Source organism: Ralstonia flatus (assembly GCF_958439105.1).
In the GTDB taxonomy this organism is placed as follows: Bacteria; Pseudomonadota; Gammaproteobacteria; order Burkholderiales; family Burkholderiaceae; genus Ralstonia; species Ralstonia flatus.
In genome coordinates, this window is the sequence record NZ_CAUDLI010000010.1 from 202,311 (window position 1) to 223,569 (window position 21,259).

Consider the following 21,259-nt stretch of genomic DNA (forward strand, 5'->3'; position numbering starts at 1 on the left):
TATCGATCCCGTTTCTATGCTGGCCGGACAAAACAGGAGACAGCGAGGCCACCCGCATGAACGACATCGCCCGCGAGCCGCTTACGACCCAGCCTGGCGGCCATCAGAACATCCCCGACAGCCGGGGCATCAATTTCTTCCATGTCGATCCTGACCTCGGGCGCCTGTTGCGGCTGCACCTTGGCGAGGCTCGATACCGCGAGCTGGAGCCTCAGCTCAAGTCGCTCGGGCAACGCGCCTCGGACGAACTTGACGCCTGGGCCATCAGCGCGGACCACAACCCGCCGCAGCTACGCCACCGCACTCGCCGTGGCGAAGCCCTGCAGACCATCGACAAGCACCCCGATTACGTTGCGCTGGAGCGCGTGGCCTACGCTGAGCTGGGCCTCGCGTCGATGAGCCATGTGGGCAACGCACCGCCTCCGCTCGTCAAATACGCGCTCACGTATCTGTTCGTGCAGGCCGAGTTCGGTTTGTGCTGCCCGGTCAGCATGACGGATTCGCTCACGCGCACGCTTCGCAAGTTCGGTGACCCGGCACTCGTGGCGCGCTATCTGCCGATGCTGGCGTCGCGAGACTTTGATGTGCTGTACCAGGGTGCGATGTTCATGACCGAGCAGGCTGCCGGTTCGGACGTCGCCCGGATTGCCACGCGCGCCGCGCTGGAAACCGCGCCCGACGGTACGCAGACATGGCGCTTGTACGGCGACAAGTGGTTCTGCTCGAACGCCGATGCCGATCTCGCCATGGTGCTCGCCCGCCCGGACGGCGCGCCATCGGGCATCAACGGCCTCGCGCTGTTCCTGTTGCCCAAGACGCTGCGCGATGGGTCGCGCAATCACTACCGTATCGTCCGCCTGAAAGACAAGCTGGGCAGCCGTTCGATGGCCAGCGGCGAGATCGTGCTTGAGGGCGCCGCCGCCTACCTGATTGGCGAGATCGGCCGCGGCTTCCATCAGATGGCCGACATGATCAACATGTCGCGGCTGTCGAACGGCGTGCGCGCTGCAGGCCTGATGCGTCGCGCCGTCACCGAAGCGTTGCACATCGCGCGCAACCGGGAAGCCTTTGGCCGCAAGCTGATCGACATGCCGTTGATGCAGCGCCAGCTTCTGAAGATGCTGCTGCCGGCGGAGCAGGCGCGGTCGATGTTCATGCAGATCGCGCAACTGCTGCCGCTGGCGGATGCGGGCGACGCGCAAGCCGGCAAATGCGTGCGCATCCTGACGCCGCTCATCAAGTTCCGCGCTTGCCGCGATGCGCGCCGCGTGACGGGAGACGCGATGGAGGTGCGGGGCGGCACCGGCTACATCGAAGAGTGGAGCGATGCGCGCCTTGTGCGCGACGCCCATCTGGGCTCCATCTGGGAGGGCACGAGCAACATCGTCGCGCTCGACATCGCGCGCGCCGTGAAGCGCGAAGCCGCGTTGGAGCCGCTGCGCGCATATCTCATCGGCCTGCTCGACGGCGTCAGCCTGCCACCTCAAAGCGATGTGTTGTTGCGCAGCACGCTCGAGCGCGTATGCCGGGCAATCGCCAAAGTGGCGGAAGACGGCAGCGATGAACTGGTGCGTCAGGCCGGCTCAGCGCTGTATCACATCACCACGGCCATCTTCATGGCAGTGGAGGGCATGCGCTTGGCGCCGGATCATCGGCGTTTGGCATTCGCGCATCTGGTGCTGCGTCACAAGCTACTGCCGGTGGATCCGCTGGCCTTGCCCACAAACGATGACGCATCGCTGTTTGATGCGCTCGTCAAACAGCGTGAGGTGCCGCTTGCGCTGGCCATGCAAGCCTTGCCAACTGGAGCCGCGCAATGAGTGGACCCAACGGGGCATTGCACGGCCTGAAGGTCATCGACCTGAGCCGGGTGCTCGGCGGCCCGTATTGCACGCAGGCGCTTGCCGATCACGGTGCGCAGGTCATCAAGCTCGAACCGCCTGTCGGCGACGAGACGCGCACCTGGGGCCCGCCCTTCGACGAAAGCGATACCGCCTGGTACTTCAACGGCGTCAATCGCAACAAGCTGGGTATCTCCGTCGATTTGACCTGTGATGAGGGCCGCGCCGTACTCTGGCAATTGCTGGAAGACGCCGATGTGCTGGTCGAGAATTTCAAGCCCGGCACGCTCGCCCGCTGGGGCATGGATTTCGAGCGCCACCTGCAACCGCGCTTCCCGCGCTTGATCCACTGCGCCGTCTCGGGTTTCGGCCCGGATGGCCCGCTCGGCGGGCTGCCCGGCTACGATGCCGCCATCCAGGCGATGGCCGGCCTGATGAGCGTCAACGGCGAGCGCGACGGCGGCCCAATGCGCGTCGGTCTGCCGATCGTCGACATGGTGACCGGGCTCAACGCGCTGGCCGGCATCCTGCTCGCGTTGGCGGAGCGCGAAAAGAGCGGGCATGGCCAGTCCATCGACATTGCGTTGTATGACTGCGGCGTATCGCTGCTGCATCCGCATCTGCCCAATTACTTCGGCTCCGGCAAGGTGCCGCAGCGCAGTGGCAATGCGCATCCGAACATCGCCCCATACGACAGCTACCAGACTGGCACCGCACCGATCTTTCTGGCGGTGGGGAACGACCGCCAGTTCGCCAAGCTTTGCACGCATATCGGCGCAGCAGAATTGACCCAAGACACGCGCTTTGCCGACAACCGCAGCCGCTGCGCACATCGCGCGGAGTTGAAGCACGCGCTGGAAGCGCAACTGGCACGCTTCGATTGCGAGACGCTTGCCCAAGACCTGATCCACGGCGGCGTACCGTGCGGGCCGGTGTTGACCGTCGATGTGGTGGCGCGCCATCCGCATACGTTGCACCGGCAGATGGTGGTCGAGCTGGGGGCGTACCGTGGGACCGGATCACCCATCAAGCTATCGCGCACGCCGGCCACGTATCGCAACGCACCGCCTGCGCTCGGCGCCGATACCGATGCCGTGCTCGCGTCGCTCGGCATTGACGCAGACACCCGGCAACGCTTGTTTGAAGCCGGCGTCCTGAAATGACGTAAGCCAGGTTCACCACCACAAGGCAGACAGCCCAGCAGAGGCTGCGCCAAACCGGCAGTACCACCAAGGAGACCAACATGCCTCATCAGCCTGCGCCCCGCGCCATCGCAGCTTCCAACCTGCAGCCGCGGCGCGCTGCGGTTGCCGCGTTCATCGGCACCACCATCGAGTGGTACGACTTCTACATCTACGGTCTTGCTGCCGCGCTTGTCTTCGGCAAGGTGTTCTTCTCCAAGACGCTGGACCCGGGCGTCGCCACGCTGCTCTCGTTCGTCACGCTGTGGGCCGGCTTTGCGGCGCGTCCGATCGGCGGGATCATCTTCGGACATTTGGGCGACAAGATCGGTCGTAAAACCACGCTCATCATCACGCTCATCCTGATGGGCGTAGCGACCATGGGCATTGGTCTGCTGCCGGGCTATGCGCAGATCGGCATGTGGGCGCCAGTGGGATTGGTCGTGCTGCGCGTGGTCCAGGGTGTGGCCGTGGGCGGCGAGTGGGGCGGCGCGGTGCTGATTGCCAGCGAGAGCGCCCCCAAGCGCAAGAGCATCCTGTACTCGGCGTTTGCGCAGCAGGGTTCGCCGACGGGCAACCTGCTGGCGACGCTGGTGTTCTTTGCGCTGAGCGCGTTGCCGACACCGCAGTTCATGCTGTGGGGCTGGCGCGTGCCGTTCCTGCTGTCGGCGCTGCTGGTCGTGGTCGGCATGATCATCCGCCTGAAGCTGGAAGAGTCGGACGATATGAAACGCGTGCTGGCGCAGAAAAAGACGGTCAAACTGCCGCTCAAAGACGTGGTGCGTGACCACTGGGGCCTCGTGCTGCTGGGTGCCGGTACGCTGCCGCTCATTCACGTGACGTACCTGAAGAGCAACTTCGCGCTCGCCTGGGCCACGAAGGAACTCGGCTACGCGCAGGACACCTTCCTGGGCATCATCGCGATCGCGCTGGTAGTGCAGTTCATCACACAGCCACTCGGCGCCTGGCTGGTCTCGCGCATGGACATGCGCCGCGCCATCTGCCTGATGGTGCTGCCCGAGTTCCTGCTCATGCCGGTGATGTTCTTTGCCATCGAGACCAAGGTGTATTGGATTGCACTGTTGGGCATGTGCCTGGCAACCGTTCCGCACTCGATGTTCTATGGCGCCATCGGCGGCATTCTGGCGCGCGTGTTCCCGACACGCATTCGCTATACCGGCTTGTCACTGGCGTATCAGCTGTGTTCGCTCGTGGTGGGCGGGGGCACGCCGGTGTTCGCCCAGTGGATGCTCAACGGTACCGGCAACATCGTTGGCGTGGCGGTGTCGTCGGCGCTGTATGCGCTGGTGTCGCTGGCGTGCACGCTGATACTGCTCAATCGCACGGGCTATCGTGCCGACGAGCTGTCCACCGCCGAACGCGCCGATGCCATGGACCTGGGGCAGGGTGATGCCGATGCCTCCCCGACGCACACCGGTCCAATGGGTAAGCCGGCGGCGGCCGTCTGAATTGATGGGGCCACCGTCTCCTACGCGAAACGCGTGGTGGCACACCTGGCGCACGTTCCCTACGATGACAAGGCAAGTCACGCACAACGGGGAGGCGCGCCATGTCCATCTTTGACGAGAACGAACACCGCGAGGCCTTCTGGGAAACCGTGCGCCAGGCCATTGAGGCGCGCGAGCAAGCCGACGAGGCGCGTCGCGCAGGGCGGTTGACCGGCCTGGCGATCGGCTTGTCAGTGGCCGCGCTGGCGGTTGCACTGATGGCTTGGCGGCGCCGCTCTCCAGACGATGAGGCTTGATGCCTTCGTGCTGGTCCCGGCGCAATCCTTAGCGCTTCCTTTTGAATCCACGTTTGCAAACGTGGTTTTTTGTTGCCTAAAATGAGAATGATTCTCATTTGTATGGGCGCGATGTGTGCGTTTCTTTGCGCGGGCGCCCGCTTGTTTCCCCGGAGCACTGCATGCCAGCCGTTGAGTCCGAGCCGCGGCACGAGATCGACGCAGCGATTGCCGCGCTTTATGCGCAGTACAGCGACTGGCTGCTCGCCTGGCTGGGCAAAAAGCTGGCATGTGCGGAGGAAGCGGCGGACGTGTTGCACGACACGTTCATGCGCGTGATGGCCGCGCCGGACAGGCTGGGGGACTTGCGCGAGCCGCGCGCCTATCTGACCACGACCGCCAAGCATTTGATGATCGATCGGGCGCGCCGTCGACGTGTTGAATGCGCATGCCTGGATGAACTGACGTTGCGGTCCGCGCAGTATGGGCATGCGCCATCGCCCGAGCAGCGCCTGGCGCAGGCGCAGTCGTTGCAGCACACGAGCGCGATGCTCGAAACCCTCTCGCCCAGCGCGCGCGAAGCGGTGCGGCTGCGCTACATCGAAGGGCAATCCCACGCGTGCATTGCCGAGCAGCTTGGCAAGTCGACGCGCATGGTGCGCAAGTATCTCGTGCAGGCGATTGAGCGTTGCGCGACATGCGCGATGCGCTGATCGAAAAAAAGATTCCGCAGCAGTTCCGCTTTCGCGGTGTGGTTCGTCGATGGGTGCGGAAACCACACGCATCTTCCAACACACCATGCCAATGCAAACGAACACAGCAACGGTTTTTTCATCCGATACGTTCTGCCGTACAACGCTGCGCCCGATGGCGCTTGCCGCGCGGCTGACCTGCGCAGTGCTGCTGGGGGCCGCGCTGCCAACGCAAGCGATGGCGCAAAGTACCACCGGCGAGGTCAGCGCCACGCTGCCCGCAACCACGGCGGTCGGCCGAGGCGAGACGGCGCAAAGCCCGGGCAAAGGCTTCGTTGCCAAGCAGAGCGCGGCCGGTACCAAGACCGATACGCCCATTATCGAAACGCCGCAGTCGATCTCGGTGGTGACGCAGCAGCAGCTGGACGACCAGAAGCCGCGCGGCATTTCGGAGGCGCTCAACTACACGTCGGGCGCATTTACCGCACTGGTGGGCGCGTCCAACCGCTACGACTACGTTGCGCTACGTGGCTTCAATGACAGCAGCGTCGACAACACGTTGCTTGACGGGCTGCGCCTGATGAGCGACCAGGGCAGCTACAGCTCGTTCCAGGTCGATCCGTATTTCCTGCAGCGCATCGATGTGCTCAAAGGGCCGGGTTCGATCCTGTACGGCCGTGCGTCGCCGGGTGGTGTGGTGGCGCTGACGAGCAAGAAGCCGCTCTTCCAGCCGTACCACGAGGTGGAAGTCACAGTGGGTAATCGCAACCGCCTTGAGGGCGCGTTCGATATCTCCGGGCCGATCGACCAGAACGGTGTGATGGCCTTCCGGGTGACCGGTCTGGCGCGCGGCATGGACACGCAATTCGAGCACGTGCGCGAGCAGCGGTTTGCGATTGCGCCGTCGCTGGCCATCAACTTCACGCCCGATACGCATCTGCTGTTGCAGGCCTATTTGCAGCACGATCCGGAAGGCGGCTATCACAGCGGCGTGCCGGCGGAAGGCAGCATCTTCCCGCGCAATGGCCGCTACATTTCCCGCTACTTTTTCGATGGCGACCCCACGGTTGAAAAATACCGCCGCACCGAGCGCATGGTGGGCTATCAGTTCGAGCATGCGTTCAACGATCGGCTGACCGTACGCCAGAACTTCCGCTACGTGTTCGGCGATACGCGTTTGCGCCAGATTTACGGCTTCGGCTGGGCCAGCGCCGATGAACTGACGCGGTACTACTCCGGCGCCAAGGAGGCCACGCACGCTTACACGGTCGATAACCAGCTGGAAGGCAAGTTCACCACGGGCGCGGTCAAACATACGATGCTGTTTGGCCTCGATTATCAGAAGCGCCACGTCGATGGCTTCTGGGAATCCGGCAGCGCTGACCCGATCAACGCGTTCAATCCTGTATATGGCAGCCCGGGGCTCACGGGCGTCACGGCGTCACCGATCGATCGGTGGCTCGAGCAGACCGGCCTGTATCTGCAGGATCAGATTGCTATCGACCGGTGGCGCTTGACGCTGGGCGTGCGCGAAGACCATGCGAAGGCGTCCAATCTGTACGGTACCGGCACGCCGTCGGAGTGGAGCGGCTCGAAGTTCACCAAACGTGCGGGCGTGGTCTATCTGTTCGACAACGGTATCGCGCCGTATTTCAGCTACTCGGATGGCTTCAACCCGAGCCTGCGCGCAGACCAGCGGGGCAATCTCCTGCAACCGGCCACAGCCAAGCAGTTCGAGGCGGGTGTGCGTTATCAGCCGAAGGGCTCCAGCACGATGCTGTCGGCGGCGGTGTTCAACCTCGATCAGGAAAACGTGGCGACCAAGCCGGTGGGGCAGATCTACTACGTGCCGAGCGGCAAGATCCGCACGCGCGGCGCAGAGCTGGAAGCGCGCACGCAGGTGACGGACACCGTGTCGGTGCTTGCCAACTACACCTTCACCAACATGAAGTTCATCGAGTCGGCAGAAGGCCTCGTCGGCAACACGCCGTATCAGGTGCCGCGCCATATGGCGTCGGCCTGGGTGGACTGGACCTTCATGCCCGGCTACACCGCCGGCATGGGCTTGCGCTACGTCGGCACAAGCTGGGGCGACAACGCCAACAGCTTCAAGGTGCCGCCGTATACGCTGGTGGATCTGATGTTGCGCATTGACCTTGCACGTTGGGATCCGTCGCTCAAGGGTGCCAAGCTGCAATTGTCAGCCAAGAATCTCTTTAATAAGAATTACGTGGCATCCTGCTTGAGCAACGCCTATTGTTATTGGGGTGATGCGCGCAATGTGATGGCTACCATTTCTTATCAATGGTAATTACATTTTCTTCACACAAGCATTCCATTTTCTGTGTAGTATTGTGACTTAGATTGTTGCTCGGCGATTGGCTTGCATGGCATCGCCGGGCATTTCGAATCTGTTCCCGATATCGCGCTTGCGATATTCATGATCATTCAGCAGCCGGCACGCATCGGCTGTGATCAAAACCCCACCTGAATTCACCCAGCCTAGGCGCGGCCCCAAGCCGCCGGCCGACGGAGAGCGCGCGCATGCGCTGCGCTTGCCCGGTCGCGTTCCTGGTGCTGTCGTTTGGTAAATGCAGTCTTTGCAAATCAGGAGGTTCAAGCGTGATGAGGTCCGATGTTTATGATTTTATTGCAATTGGTTTAGGGCCATTCAATTTAAGTCTGGCCTGTCTGGCAGAACCGATTGAAAGTCTGAACGGCCTATTTCTGGAGCGCGCCGAAGAATTCAATTGGCACCCCGGTATGCTGATTGATAACACCACATTGCAGAATCCATTCCTTGCCGATCTGGTGAGCCTGGCCGACCCGCAAAGCCGCTTCAGCTTCCTGAATTACTGCAAGCAGGAAGGCAAGATCTATTCGTATTACATCCGCGAGAACTTCTATTTGAGCCGCGCGGAATACAACCGCTACTGCAAATGGGTCATCGCGCAACTGAGCAGCGTGCATTTCCACCATGACGTGGACGCGCTGGCCTATGACGCCCAACGCGGCTGCTATGTCGTCACGGGCTTTCGTGGCGCGGAGCGGGAACCGTTCGTGCTGCGTGCACGCAAGCTGGTGCTGGGCGTTGGGTCATCACCGTCGTTTCCCGCATGCGTGCCACGCGATGGGCATCGCTACCTGCACACTGCCGACTACATCGACGTGCGGGACGCGCTGCGCGAAAAACGCTCCATCACCATTGTCGGCAGCGGGCAAAGCGCGGCGGAGGTCTATTACGACCTGCTCAAGGAGAGCGACAAGCACGATTACAGCCTCGTCTGGATCACGCGTTCGCCGCGCTTCTTCCAGATGGAGAACACCAAGCTGACGCTGGAGATGATTTCTCCGGACTACATCGATTACTTCTTCAGCCTGCCGGATGGCCGCAAGGAAAGCATCCTCCGCAAGCAGGACAGCCTCTACAAAGGCGTCAACGCGAGCCTGATCAATCAGATCTACGATCTGCTCGACGACAAGCGCAAGACGGGCGCCCTGCGCACGCACCTCATCACCAACTGCGAGCTGCAGGCCTGCCGGCACGATGCCGCTACCGGCACCTACGAGATCGAATTTCAGCAGCTCGACAGCGGCGCGCGCTATGCGCATCGCACAGATGGGCTCGTGCTTGCCACGGGCTATGAGCAGAACATCCCTGCGTTTATCGATGGCATCCGCCACCGCCTGCGCTGGGACGCCAAGGGCCGCTATCAGCTTTCGCGCAACTACGCGGCCGATTTCAATGGCAACGAGGTCTACGTGCAGAACGCCGGCCTGCACACGCACGGCCTGACCAATCCTGACCTCGGGATGAGCTGCTACCGCAACTCCTGCATCATCCGCGAGCTGACCGGAGTGGAGCACTACAAGATCGAGCGGCGCATTGCGATCCAGGATTTTGCGATTCCGTCCACGCCCGATTTCATTCCGCTGGCGACCAGGGAGTCAGCCAAGGAAGCAACCAGGGACCGCGTGCCGGAAATGGCGGAAGAGACCGCCGGGGTGGCCGCATGACGTTGCGTGTGTACATCATCCTGATGACGACCTTTGCCGTCATCAGCGATGCCATCCTGATTCCGTTCTATCCGCAGTTCTTTGCTGCGCGTTATGGGCTCGACAGCCCCGTCCACGTGGGCGCATACGTCGCGGCGATCTCCATCGCGGTGATGTGCACGCTGCCGGTCTGGGCGCGCGTAGCCAAACGCGTGGAACCGCTGCACTTGCTGGTCTACACGCAGTGTGCGGCGGGGACATTCAGCCTGCTGAGCGACTGGGCGCCCGACGTGGTGACGTACTGGGTGCTGTCGATGCTGATGTTCATGTGCAAGAGCAGCTACCTGCTGATGTATCCGTACATGATGCGGCTCACGCCTAAAGAGCAGCACGCCGCCACGGTGGGCATTCTGTCTGTGGTGGTGCACTTTGGCGCCATCTTCGGTGCCGTGGTGGGCGGCTTCGTGCTGCAGACGTGGGGGCCGCGTGCGAGCATCGTCGCCATGGCAGCGGGCGATTTCTTCCAGATGGTTGTGTGCCTGTATCTGATCCGCAGCGGCAAGATCGTGCGCGTCAATTCGGGCGAGCACGCAGAAGCCGCGGCCGCGGAGGCGCCGCGCACGCGCTGGCGTGATCGTCTGCCGATCCTGCGACTCGCACTGGTGATGCTGGTGTTCGATTTCAGCGCATACCTGATTCGCTCGTTTTTTGCCGTGTACTGGCAGCAGGTGTCGGGCCGCGACAGCGAGTTCGTTTCAGGCATGGTCTTCGCGATACCGGGTGCCATGGCAATCCTTGCGCTGCGCTTGCATGCCCGTATCCGCGCGCGCGGTGGCAAGTTGCCGGACCACACGCTGGGCAATCTCCTGCTGGGCGCGGCCGGGCTGCTGCTGCAGGCTGCACCCAACCCTGTGCTGATCGTCATCGGGCGCGTGCTCTATGGCTGGGCGTTGTTCCAGATCATCGTGAAGCTCGATGTCAACCTGTTCCGGCTCTCCACACCGCAGCGGTATGCACACGACTACAGCATCACCAATTTCTTCCAGAACCTGGGTGTGCTGCTGTCTTCGTTTGCGGCCGGGGCGATCGTCAATCGCTACGGATTGCACGTGCCGTTCCTGCTGGCTGCGTGCGGCTTTGCGCTGACGGCGCTGCTCGACCGGCTGATCCTGAACGTGCCGAGCGCCACGCACGCAGGCGAAGCGGGCAGGGCAGGCGAACCCATCAACGTGGAGGCGCCCGCTCATGCCAATTGACCTGCATGCCATTCATCGGCGCGCCGACGCCAGCCGTGCACCGCACACGGATGCCGACGGCTACACCTTCCGTCTGCTGCGCATTCCGGAAGACATCCCGACGCTGCACCGCTGGTTCCAGCCGGAGCGTGCATCGTTCTGGTTGATGCGCGACAAGACCGAAGCCGAGATCGGCCAGATCTATCAAGAGCTGATGGACTCCGGGCATGCCACTGCCTATCTCGTCTGGAAAGCAGGGCGCCCGGTTTTCCTGGCCGAGTGCTACGACCCCGCGCACGACCGCATCCGCGCGTTCTACGACGTGCAGCCCGGCGACTTGGGCATGCACATCTTCATCGGGCCATCGGATGTGCGCGTGCCCGGCTACACGCGCGAGGTGTTCTTCGCGTTGATGCGGTTCATGTTCGAACACCTCGGGGCGGCCCGCATCGTGGTCGAGCCCGACGCCAACAACGAACGCATTCACGCCATCAACCGCGCCGCAGGTTTCGTCTACGACCGCAACGTCGCCTTTACCGAAAAGATCGCCAGCCTCGCCTTTTGCACTCGGCGGGATTTTGAGCGGGCTATCGCCGCCACCGCCGCTACCACCGCCACCGCTTAATCAACGACAGGATTCGCCATGAACGTGATGCTTCAGAATCAGCTCTCCCAACACCCGGCACAGGCCGCCGCCCACCTCACGCCCGAAGTGTGGGCACAGGCCAATCGGCTGCTGCTGCGCAAGGCCATTGCCGAATATGCGCACGAGATCATCCTGGAACCCGAACACGTGAAAGATGCGGCCAACGGCTTCGCGCTGTATCAGGTGTATTCCGACGACGGCAAGGTTTGCTACCAGTTCGAAGCGCGGCGGTTGGCGCTGCGCCATTGGTTTATCCGGCCGGAGCCGATTCGCCGCCTGGTCGATGGCGCTGAGCAACCGTTGGATGCGCTGCAGTTCATCATCGAATGCCGCCAGCGCCTTGGCATCCGCGACGAGCTTCTGCCCATCTACCTTGACGAAATCAGCAGCACGCTCTTCGGCAGCGCCTACAAGCGCATGAAGGCCGACGCGCCAAGCAGCGCACAACTGGCCGATGCCGCCGACTTCCAGACCATCGAGGTCGCAATGATGGAAGGGCACCCGGGCTTTGTCGCCAACAACGGACGCCTCGGCTTCAACGCCGTCGACTACCAGGCCTATGCGCCGGAGGCCGGCTCCGACATCCGCGTGGTCTGGCTAGCCGTGCACAAGGACCACGCCACGCCGTCGACGCTGTCCACGCTCGACTACGCGCAGCTGCTGGCCGAAGAGCTGGGGCAGGGCACGGTGGACGAGTTCACCCGCCAGGTGGCCGCCAAAGGCGTCGACCCGGCTGACTATCACTTCATGCCGGCGCACCCGTGGCAGTGGTTCAACAAGCTGTCCATCGCGTTCGCGGGCTACGTGGCGCAACGCAAGATCATCTGCCTCGACTACAGCGCGGATCACTACATCGCGCAGCAATCCATCCGCACGTTCTTCAACACGAGCGATCGCACCAAGCGCTATGTGAAGACCTCGCTGTCGATCCTGAACATGGGGTTCATGCGCGGGCTGTCGCCTTACTACATGTCGGGCACGCCCGCCATCAACGAGTTCATCAAGGAGCTGGTGTCGGGCGATGCCTTCCTGCGCGAGAACGGCTTCACGATCCTGCAGGAAGTGGCGGCCATCGGCTTCCGTAACTTCTATTACGAGGCGGCGATTCCGGTGGATACGCCGTACAAGAAGATGTTCTCGGCGCTGTGGCGCGAGAACCCGCTGCAACTGCTGCAACCGGGTGAGCGCCTGATGACGATGGCCGCATTGCTGCATGTCGACAAGGACGGCGTTGCGCTGATGCCGGAACTGATCCGGCGCTCCGGCCTGCCGGCGCTGGCCTGGGTGCGCCGATACCTGCAGGCGTATCTCACGCCGCTGCTGCATTGCTTCTACGCACACGACTTGAGCTTCATGCCGCATGGCGAAAACCTCATCCTCGTGATGGACGAGCACGTGCCCGTGCGCGCCATCATGAAAGACATTGCCGAGGAATCTGCCATCCTGGAAATCAAGGCACGTGAATGGCTGCCTGAGCGTGTGCAACGCCTGGCCGTGGAGGTGCCGGATAACTTCAAACTGCTCGGCATCTTCATCGACGTGTTCGATGGTGTGTTGCGCCACATCAATCACGTGCTGGTGGAAAACGGCTGCTGCACAGAAGACGAGTTCTGGGGTGCGGTCGCGGATTGCGTGTACGACTACCAGGACGCGCATCCCGAACGCGCCGCCAAGTATGCCCACTACGACATGTTCGTCCCCGAGTTCCTGCATTCGTGTCTGAACCGCCTGCAGCTGGGCAACAACGTGCAGATGGTGAACCTGGCCGACCCGGCATCGAGCCTGAAGATGGCCGGCAACTTGGTCAACCCGATCGCCAAGTTCCGCCGTGCAGCGCAAGGCCGTTCGGTCGCGGCGGCCGAAGCAGCGGAAGCGGCTGCATGACGGACGGCATGCGCGCCTTCGTTGAAGACGCCAGCGGGCCGGGCTTCGCCACGGCGGTAGCCTGGCGGCCATCGCCTGCGCCGGATCTCGCACGCGTATGGGCGGCGGCGCAGCGCGTCCTGCCGAGCCTGCGCGGCGAGCACGGCGGTGCGGCACCGGCGGGCGCGCTGCGTCTCGGAGACGACGATGCATTGCGCGCCCTGTGCGATCACTGGGCGCGCGCCTATCCGGAAGCCGGCGCCCATTACCTCGCCCTGCGGTGCTGGGGCCTGGCGATCTGGCAGCCAATCTATCTCTGCGTGATTGCAGTCCATCTGGATGCGCCTGTGCCTAGGCTGTCAGGTCTTGCGCAGCCGGTGAAGAACGGTTTTCCGAGCGGCCTGCACTTGCCTGCACAGGTGCCGGTCGAGGGGACGTTCGCTGCGCGAAGGGAAGTCGCCGCCACTGAGCTGCGCACGTTCTGCGCGGCGATGCGTCGTGCGCTGAAACCGATGGTCTCGTTACACGATCGCGCTGCCGATCGCCTGCAAGCCGAGTGCGTGCTTGGCGCCCTCATGGCCGCGCGTCCGCATGTGCCGTTGTCCGATGCGGCCCTGGTAGCAGCCGGGGAAGACTGGCTCGCGCATCTTGGCATCTCCAGCGGATGCGGCTTCTTTGCCTACCGCGCCCGAGACGGCACGCCCTCACTCGCCCTCGACCGCAAGGTCTGCTGTCACCATTTCCGCCGTTACGACGGAGAGAAGTGCAGCACGTGTCCGAAGCTCTCGCTGGACGCCCGCATCGCCCGCCTGGTGGCGGAAGCGGGCTGAACGTCCCCGCGCGAGCCCATTCCCCCGATACCTGATGGGGCGGATGTGGTTTGGTCCCGCGTCAAACCGCTCGCCACGCCGTGTTGGAGATTCTCCGATGACCGATGTCGGACGCCTGGCGCACGTGATGCCAGCGCATACCCAATTGCCCGTCGCCGCGTACTTTGATGACGCCTTGTTCGCGTGCGAACTCGAAACGATCTTCAAGCATTCTGCCTGCTACGTGGGCAGCGAAAAAGCCGTACCCGAATCCGGCGATTGGCGCCGCCTCCCACAGGAAGGCGGCGGCCGCGTGCTCGTTCGCAACGCCGGCGGCGTGGAGTTGATGTCGAACGTCTGCCGGCATCGGCAGGCGCTGATTCTTGGCGGTGAAACGGGCAATGTGCGCGGCCCCGCCAATGCCACCGGCAACTTGCGCACCGCCGGCGGTAATATCGTCTGCCCCTTGCACCGCTGGACGTACACAGACCACGGCGAACTGATCGGCGCGCCGCAGTTTCCCAGCACGCCATGCAAGAACCTGCAGCGCTTCACGCTGCGCAACTGCCATGGGTTGCTGTTCGAAGGCCCGCGCGATCCGGCACGCGATATGGCGCCGCTGTTCGCGCGTCCGGAATTCGACTTCGGTGACTACGTGCTCGATCACGTAGAAGTTCACCAGTGCAACTACAACTGGAAGACGTTCATCGAGGTCTATCTGGAGGATTACCACGTCGCGCCGTTCCACCCCGGCCTCGGCCACTTTGTCACTTGCGACAACCTTGAATGGGAGTTCGCCGACTGGTACAGCATGCAGCGCGTGGGCATCAACGAGGCGCTCAGCCAGCCGGGCTCCGATGTCTACGGCGCGTGGCACGATCGACTGCTGGACTACCGCCGCGGCGCACCGCCCGACTTTGGCGCGATCTGGGTGACGTATTTCCCGTCCCACATGATCGAGCTGTATCCGCACGTGCTGGTGCTTTCCACGCTGTATCCGAAAGGGCCGCAAGACACCGTCAACGTCGTCGAGTTCTACTACCCGGAAGAGATCGCCGCGTTCGAGCGTGAATTCGTCGAAGCACAGCGCGCTGCGTATATGGAAACCTGCATCGAGGACGACGAGATTGGCGAACGCATGGATGCCGGTCGCCGTGCGCTGATGGAGCGCGGTGTGTCGGAAACCGGGCCGTACCAGTCGCCGCTCGAAGACGGCATGCAGCACTTCCACGCGTGGTACCGGCGCGTGATGGGCACGCTGCCCGTCGCCGACGTGTAACGCAGAGCCGCTGCTCTAGATCAAGGCGCAGGGAAGGGGCGGCGTTACAATTCGCCGCTTCTTCCCAGGGTGCTTCATGCCACGCGGCCTTGTTCTCGCCACGCCTCAGCTCACGTCGGACGGCACGCCGTTCTCCGCGCAGTACGACGACGTCTATCACAGCTCCGAAGGTGGTCTGGCGCAGGCGCATCATGTTTTTTTGGGCGGCAACGGCTTGCCAGGTGCATGGCAGGGCAAGCGCGCCTTCACCATCGTCGAAACCGGCTTCGGCCAGGGCCTGAATTTCCTCGCCACGTGGGCCGCATGGCGCGACGATCCGCAACGTTGTGCGCGGCTCGATTTTGTCTCGATCGAGAAGCATCCATTCGATCGCGCGGGCTTGTCGATCGTGCATCCAGCCAGCGGCGCGCTGGCTCCGCTCGCCGAGATGCTGCGTCAATCATGGCCTGTGCCGGTGCCCGGCGTGCATCGCCTGAGTTTCGACGACGGCCGCGTCACGCTCACGCTGCTGCTCGGTGACGCGATGGAGACGCTGCCGCAACTCTCGTGCGCCGCCGACGCGTTTTATCTCGACGGTTTCTCTCCCGCAAAAAACCCGGATCTGTGGCAGCCGCGCGTGTTCAAGCAGCTTGCACGGGTGGCACGTGCCGGCGCGACATTGGCGACGTACACCGCTGCAGGATTCGTGCGACGCGGCTTGCAGGAAGCCGGCTTCGAGGTACGCAAGGCGCCCGGTTTCGGCAGCAAGCGCGACATGACCGTCGCGCAATTCCCGACCCATTGGCGCACACGTCGCGGGCCGGCTGAAGCGCCCGCCTGGAGCGAGCGCCACGCCATCATTCTCGGCGCCGGGCTGGCGGGCTGTTCCGTTGCGGAGCGGCTCGCGTCGCGCGGCTGGCGCATCACCCTGATCGACGAAAACCACGGCCCCGCACGCGGCACGTCGGCGCATCGTGCAGCGGCCATGCATCCGCATGTATCCATCGACGACAGCGTGCTGTCGCGGCTATCGCGCGCAGGCAACCTCCTTGCGCGCCGCCACTGGGACGCGCTCGATCGCGCCGGCTTCGCCACAGGTTTCCAGCGCACCGGCGTGCTGCAGCTGGCTGAAGACGCCGACGACGCCACCGAGCAGCAACGCATCGTGCAAACGCTCGGCTATCCGACCGATTACATCGACTGGCTCACCGGGGAGCAGGCCGCCGAGCGCGTCGGCGCCAGCGTGCCGCAGGGCGGCTGGTGGTTTGCGCAAGCGGGCTGGGTCGCTCCGCCGGATATTTGCCGCGCCAATCTGGCCGCTGCCGGCGCAGCAGTCGACGCACGCTGGAACACGCACGTTGAATCGCTGCGCCAAGACGGCGAGCAATGGCAGGCGCTGGATGCGCAGGGTGCTGTGATTGCGAGTGCGCCGGTCATCGTTCTGGCCAATAGTCTCGGGGCCGCACGTCTGGCACCACTGAATTCCGCGTCGCTCAGGCCGGTGCGCGGTCAACTCACGGATGTGCCCGCCGCCGGGTTGGGGGCGGGCCTCGCATGGCCGAAAGCCGTTGTTTGCGGCGATGGCTATCTGCTGCCTGCCGAGCCGGGCGCGCGGTCGGTTCGCATAGGCTCCTCATTCCAGCCGGGTGAATCCGATCTGACAGAGCGTGCCGCCGATCATGCCGCCAACCTCCGGCGGCTGGCCGGATTGCAGCCTCAGCAATCGGGCGCGCTGGCGAAGTTCGACCCGGCGCAACTGCAGGGCTATGTTGGTGTACGGTGCGTCTCGGCCAATCGGTTGCCGCTGATCGGCCCGCTGGTGGATGAGGCGGCGGCCACGGCGCCCGGCTTCCGTTTGCGTGGTCCGCATGCGCAACTGCCTCGCCTTGCCGGGCTGTATGCAGCACTTGCGTATGGCTCCCGGGGCCTCACATGGTCGGTACTGGGCGCGGAGTTGCTGGCGGCGCAGATCGACGGTGGCCCGCTCCCGCTGGAATCCGACTTGGCCGCGGCGCTTGACCCCGGCCGGTTCGTTCTGCGTGCGCTGCAGCATGGGCACCATCAAGGGCAGGGCGCGACACCCCCGGAAAACGAAGCCGCGGAACCGCTGGATTAACACGCGGTTTGAAGGGTTTTCCTAGCGTTCCGACCCAAAAAATCAGGGCCGCCGAACGTTCCATGCCATAATATGCGTTTTGCGTTTGCCAGCCTGAACGCGCCCGTTGTGCCGTGCATTGTGCAGTCAAGCGGCCCTCGCGCCGCATTCCTGCAAGCCCGGCAACACCAAGAACTTTGAACCACGGCTGCTGCTGGCGCTGCGCCGTTCGACGCAACCATCTTCTGAATCTGGAATTACGACCATGTCGACTATCGAAAACCTCGGCAAGCTTGATCGCAAAGTGACCCTGGCTGTCCCGAAGGCCGAAGTGGAGCAAGAGAAGCAAAGCCGTCTGGCGCGTCTGTCCAAGACCGTCAAGATGTCCGGCTTCCGCCCGGGCAAGGTCCCGATGAAGATGGTCGAGAAGCAATACGGCCAACAAGTCGAATTCGAAGTGCGCTACGACAAGGCTGCCCGCCAGTTCTTCGACATCACGAACGAGCAGGGCGTGAAGGTTGCCGGCCAACCGCGCTTCGAACTGAAGACCGAAGGCGTGGCTGACGATCAAGTCGCCTTCGACGCGACGTTCGAGGTGTATCCGGAAGTGAAGCTCGGCGATCTGGCCGGCGCGGAACTGACCCGCACCAAGACCGAAATCACCGACGCCGAGATCGACAAGACCCTCGACATCCTGCGCAAGCAGCGCGTGCACTACCATCCGCGCGGCGAAGCCGGCGAGCACGGCGACGGCGGTGCAGCCGTTGCACAGAACGGCGACCGCGTGACGGTCGACTTCGTCGGCACGATCGACGGCGTGGAATTCGCCGGCGGCAAGGCTGAAGGCTTCAGCTTCGTGCTGGGTGAAGGCCGCATGCTGCCGGAGTTCGAGCAAGCCACTCTCGGCCTGAAGCAAGGCGAGTCGAAGAAATTCCCGTTGGCGTTCCCCGAGGACTACCACGGCAAGGACGTCGCCGGTAAGACTGCTGAATTCACGGTCACGCTCAAGCAAGTCGAGTGGGCGCACCTGCCGGAAGTCAACGAAGCCTTCGCACAATCGCTGGGCATCGCCGACGGCAACCTCGACAAGATGCGCGCCGACATCCGCGAAAACCTCGAGCGTGAAGTCAAGCGCCGCACGCACGCGCTGCTCAAGGACCAGGTCATGGAAGCGCTGCTGAAGGTGGCAGAGCTTGACGTGCCGAAGTCGCTGGTCGAGCAAGACCAGGAGCGTCTGGTGGAAATGGCCCGCCGCGATCTCGAATCGCGCGGCATGCCGAACGCCAAGAACATGCCGATCCCGGCCGAGATGTTCACGCAGCAAGCTGAGCGCCGCGTGAAGCTGGGTCTGGTGCTGGCCGAAGTCGTGAAGGCCAATGGCCTGGAAGCCAAGCCGGAGCAGATCAAGGCTGAAATCGAAGAGTTCGCGAAGAGCTACGAAGATCCGAAGGAAGTCATCCGCTGGTACTACGGCGACCAACAGCGCCTGGCCGAGATGGAAGCCTACGTGCTCGAAAACAACGTGGTAAATTTTGTGTGCGACAAGGCCAAGGTCACTGACAAGGTCGTGTCGTTCGAAGAGCTGACCGCCACCCCGGCGCAAGGCTGATTCGATCGATAGAGTTTCCGAAATAAGCACCGGAGAACCGCATGATCCGCAATGAACTGATCGACCAACTTGCCCGTACCCAGGCTTCCGCGCTCGAAACGCAGGGGCTCGGTCTGGTGCCGATGGTGGTCGAGCAGTCGGGCCGCGGCGAGCGCGCCTACGATATCTACTCGCGCCTGCTCAAGGAGCGAGTGATCTTCATGGTGGGCGAGGTCAACGACCAGACTGCCAACCTCGTGGTGGCACAGTTGCTGTTTTTGGAAAGCGAGAATCCGGACAAGGACATCTCGCTGTACATCAATTCGCCGGGTGGCTCGGTTTCGTCCGGCCTGGCGATGTACGACACGATGCAGTTCATCAAGCCTGACGTGTCGACGCTGTGCATGGGCATGGCAGCCAGCATGGGCGCGTTCCTGCTCGCGGCCGGTGCCAAGGGCAAGCGTCTGGCGCTGCCGAACTCGCGCATCATGATTCACCAGCCGCTGGGCGGTGCGCGCGGCCAAGCCTCCGACATCGAGATCCAGGCACGCGAGATTCTGTATCTACGCGAGCGTTTGAACACGGTGCTCTCGGAGGCGACCGGTCAGCCGGTCGATAAGATCGCGCGCGACACGGATCGTGATAACTTCATGAGCAGCGAACAGGCCAAGGAATACGGTCTGATCGATCAGGTTATCGCGAAGCGCTGAAGTGTCGATGTAATGCGTCGATGTGTGTAGATGGTGGCTGGTGCGTTTTACGGCACACCGGCTAACCGCACGAAACATGTCAAGCGGTGTCAAAAACGAGGCTTCGCGCCTCGTTTTTGCTTAGAACAACACCTGCGGATCGTCGCCAGATAATTTGGCGTATGATGCTGCCAAGAACTACTGGTAATCGTTATGGCGGACAAGAAAGGCTCGACTGGCGAAAAGCTGCTGTACTGCTCGTTTTGCGGCAAGAGCCAGCATGAGGTCAAGAAACTGATTGCCGGCCCCTCGGTCTTCATCTGCGATGAATGTATCGACCTGTGCAACGAAATCATCCGGGACGAAGCCGCCATCTCCGAAAAGGAAGGTGGTCTGGCGGTCAAGTCCGATCTGCCCACACCGCATGAAATCCGCCAAAGCCTGGACCAATATGTGATTGGTCAGGAGCAGGCCAAGAAGATCCTGGCGGTCGCGGTCTACAACCATTACAAGCGTTTGAAGCACCTCGGCAAGAAGGACGATGTCGAGTTGTCGAAGAGCAACATCCTGCTCATCGGGCCGACTGGCTCGGGCAAGACACTGCTTGCTCAGACGCTGGCGCGTCTGTTGAACGTGCCATTCGTCATCGCGGATGCCACCACGCTGACCGAAGCCGGCTACGTGGGCGAGGACGTCGAAAACATCATCCAGAAGCTGCTGCAGAACTGCAATTACGAGGTGGACAAGGCCCAGCGCGGCATCGTCTACATCGACGAGATCGACAAGATTTCGCGCAAGTCTGACAACCCTTCCATTACCCGGGACGTTTCCGGGGAAGGTGTGCAGCAGGCACTGCTCAAGCTGGTGGAAGGAACAATGGCTTCGGTGCCGCCACAAGGCGGCCGCAAGCATCCGAATCAGGACTTCCTGCAGGTTGATACGACGAACATCCTGTTCATCTGCGGTGGCGCGTTCGACGGCCTGGAAAAGATCATCATGCAGCGCTCTGACAAGACCGGTATCGGTTTCGGTGCAGAAGTGCAGAGCAAGGAAGAGCGCGACGTCAGCGAAGTGCTGCCGCAAGTGGAGCCGGAAGACCTCATCAAGTTCGGCCTGATTCCCGAGTTGATCGGCCGTCTGCCCGTGGTAGCGACGCTAGCCAAGCTCGATGAAGCTGCCTTGATGGAAATTCTGGTCGAGCCCAAGAACGCAATCGTCAAGCAGTACCAGAAGCTGCTGGCAATGGAAGGGGTGGAGCTGGAAATTCGTCCGAGCGCGCTGACGGCAATCGCCCGCAAGGCGATCAAGCGCAAGACGGGGGCGCGTGGTTTGCGTTCCATCGTCGAGCACGCTTTGATGGATGTGATGTATGACCTCCCCAACCACAAGGGTGTGCAAAAGGTGGTGATCGATGAAAGTACGATCTCCGACGAAGGCAAGCCCTTGCTGATTTACGAAGAGCAACCCAAGGTTGCAGGTTCCAACTGACGCGAATGCCCGGCCGGGATGCGCCGTATGCGTCCCATGCAGGAAGCCGTTCGCTCGCGAGCGGCTTTTTTGCTTCGGGAAACCGGGTCGGCATGCGACTTGCAGCAGCGGTCTTGTAAAACCGTCGCTGTGCC

Annotated in this window: 16 protein-coding genes; all 16 read left to right on the forward strand. The window is 62.8% G+C overall.

Annotated features, from left to right (window positions below):
- The first annotated feature begins 56 nt into the window (after positions 1-56).
- Positions 57-1,820, forward strand: a complete 1,764-nt coding sequence (locus R2676_RS21175) for an acyl-CoA dehydrogenase family protein (RefSeq protein ID WP_206273692.1) — start codon at positions 57-59, stop codon at positions 1,818-1,820.
- Positions 1,817-3,004 carry a CaiB/BaiF CoA transferase family protein gene (locus tag R2676_RS21180; protein WP_206273691.1) on the forward strand — a complete coding sequence of 396 codons (1,188 nt, stop codon included), beginning with the start codon at positions 1,817-1,819 and terminating at the stop codon, positions 3,002-3,004. Before R2676_RS21175 ends, R2676_RS21180 begins: the two co-directional genes overlap by 4 nt.
- An 80-nt stretch (positions 3,005-3,084) precedes the next feature.
- Positions 3,085-4,491 carry an MFS transporter gene (locus tag R2676_RS21185; RefSeq protein WP_206273690.1) on the forward strand — a complete coding sequence of 469 codons (1,407 nt, stop codon included), beginning with the start codon at positions 3,085-3,087 and terminating at the stop codon, positions 4,489-4,491.
- A 101-nt stretch (positions 4,492-4,592) separates the two neighbouring features.
- Positions 4,593-4,787, forward strand: coding sequence for a hypothetical protein (locus R2676_RS21190; protein ID WP_102067287.1), 195 nt, complete (start codon positions 4,593-4,595; stop codon positions 4,785-4,787).
- Positions 4,788-4,948: 161 nt separating this feature from the next.
- Complete coding sequence (locus R2676_RS21195; RefSeq protein WP_206273689.1) at positions 4,949-5,479, forward strand: sigma-70 family RNA polymerase sigma factor; 531 nt, start codon at positions 4,949-4,951, stop codon at positions 5,477-5,479.
- A gap of 91 nt (positions 5,480-5,570) precedes the next feature.
- Positions 5,571-7,769, forward strand: a complete 2,199-nt coding sequence (locus R2676_RS21200; RefSeq protein WP_316857675.1) for a TonB-dependent siderophore receptor — start codon at positions 5,571-5,573, stop codon at positions 7,767-7,769.
- A 233-nt stretch (positions 7,770-8,002) separates the two neighbouring features.
- On the forward strand, positions 8,003-9,475 hold the full coding sequence (locus R2676_RS21205; RefSeq protein ID WP_316857676.1) for a lysine N(6)-hydroxylase/L-ornithine N(5)-oxygenase family protein: 1,473 nt from the start codon (positions 8,003-8,005) through the stop codon (positions 9,473-9,475).
- Complete coding sequence (locus tag R2676_RS21210; RefSeq protein ID WP_206273686.1) at positions 9,472-10,710, forward strand: MFS transporter; 1,239 nt, start codon at positions 9,472-9,474, stop codon at positions 10,708-10,710. Before R2676_RS21205 ends, R2676_RS21210 begins: the two co-directional genes overlap by 4 nt.
- Positions 10,700-11,314, forward strand: coding sequence for a GNAT family N-acetyltransferase (locus tag R2676_RS21215; RefSeq protein WP_206273685.1), 615 nt, complete (start codon positions 10,700-10,702; stop codon positions 11,312-11,314). Before R2676_RS21210 ends, R2676_RS21215 begins: the two co-directional genes overlap by 11 nt.
- Positions 11,315-11,332: 18 nt before the next feature.
- Positions 11,333-13,219, forward strand: a complete 1,887-nt coding sequence (locus R2676_RS21220) for an IucA/IucC family protein (RefSeq protein WP_206273684.1) — start codon at positions 11,333-11,335, stop codon at positions 13,217-13,219.
- Complete coding sequence (locus R2676_RS21225; protein ID WP_206273683.1) at positions 13,216-14,028, forward strand: siderophore ferric iron reductase; 813 nt, start codon at positions 13,216-13,218, stop codon at positions 14,026-14,028. Before R2676_RS21220 ends, R2676_RS21225 begins: the two co-directional genes overlap by 4 nt.
- 97 nt (positions 14,029-14,125) lie before the next feature.
- On the forward strand, positions 14,126-15,286 hold the full coding sequence (locus R2676_RS21230; protein ID WP_206273682.1) for an aromatic ring-hydroxylating oxygenase subunit alpha: 1,161 nt from the start codon (positions 14,126-14,128) through the stop codon (positions 15,284-15,286).
- 76 nt (positions 15,287-15,362) lie between these two features.
- Positions 15,363-17,381: a bifunctional tRNA (5-methylaminomethyl-2-thiouridine)(34)-methyltransferase MnmD/FAD-dependent 5-carboxymethylaminomethyl-2-thiouridine(34) oxidoreductase MnmC gene (mnmC, locus tag R2676_RS21235; protein ID WP_206273681.1), complete on the forward strand. Its 2,019-nt coding sequence runs from the start codon at positions 15,363-15,365 to the stop codon at positions 17,379-17,381.
- A 244-nt stretch (positions 17,382-17,625) separates the two neighbouring features.
- Positions 17,626-18,969 carry a trigger factor gene (gene tig, locus R2676_RS21240; RefSeq protein WP_102067278.1) on the forward strand — a complete coding sequence of 448 codons (1,344 nt, stop codon included), beginning with the start codon at positions 17,626-17,628 and terminating at the stop codon, positions 18,967-18,969.
- A gap of 41 nt (positions 18,970-19,010) precedes the next feature.
- Entirely contained in the window at positions 19,011-19,658 is a 648-nt protein-coding gene (gene clpP / locus R2676_RS21245; protein ID WP_024975598.1) for an ATP-dependent Clp endopeptidase proteolytic subunit ClpP, read from the forward strand.
- A gap of 192 nt (positions 19,659-19,850) precedes the next feature.
- A complete protein-coding gene (clpX, locus tag R2676_RS21250; protein WP_009238059.1) occupies positions 19,851-21,125 on the forward strand; it encodes an ATP-dependent Clp protease ATP-binding subunit ClpX in 1,275 nt (424 codons plus the stop codon).
- The last annotated feature ends 134 nt before the right edge of the window (positions 21,126-21,259 follow it).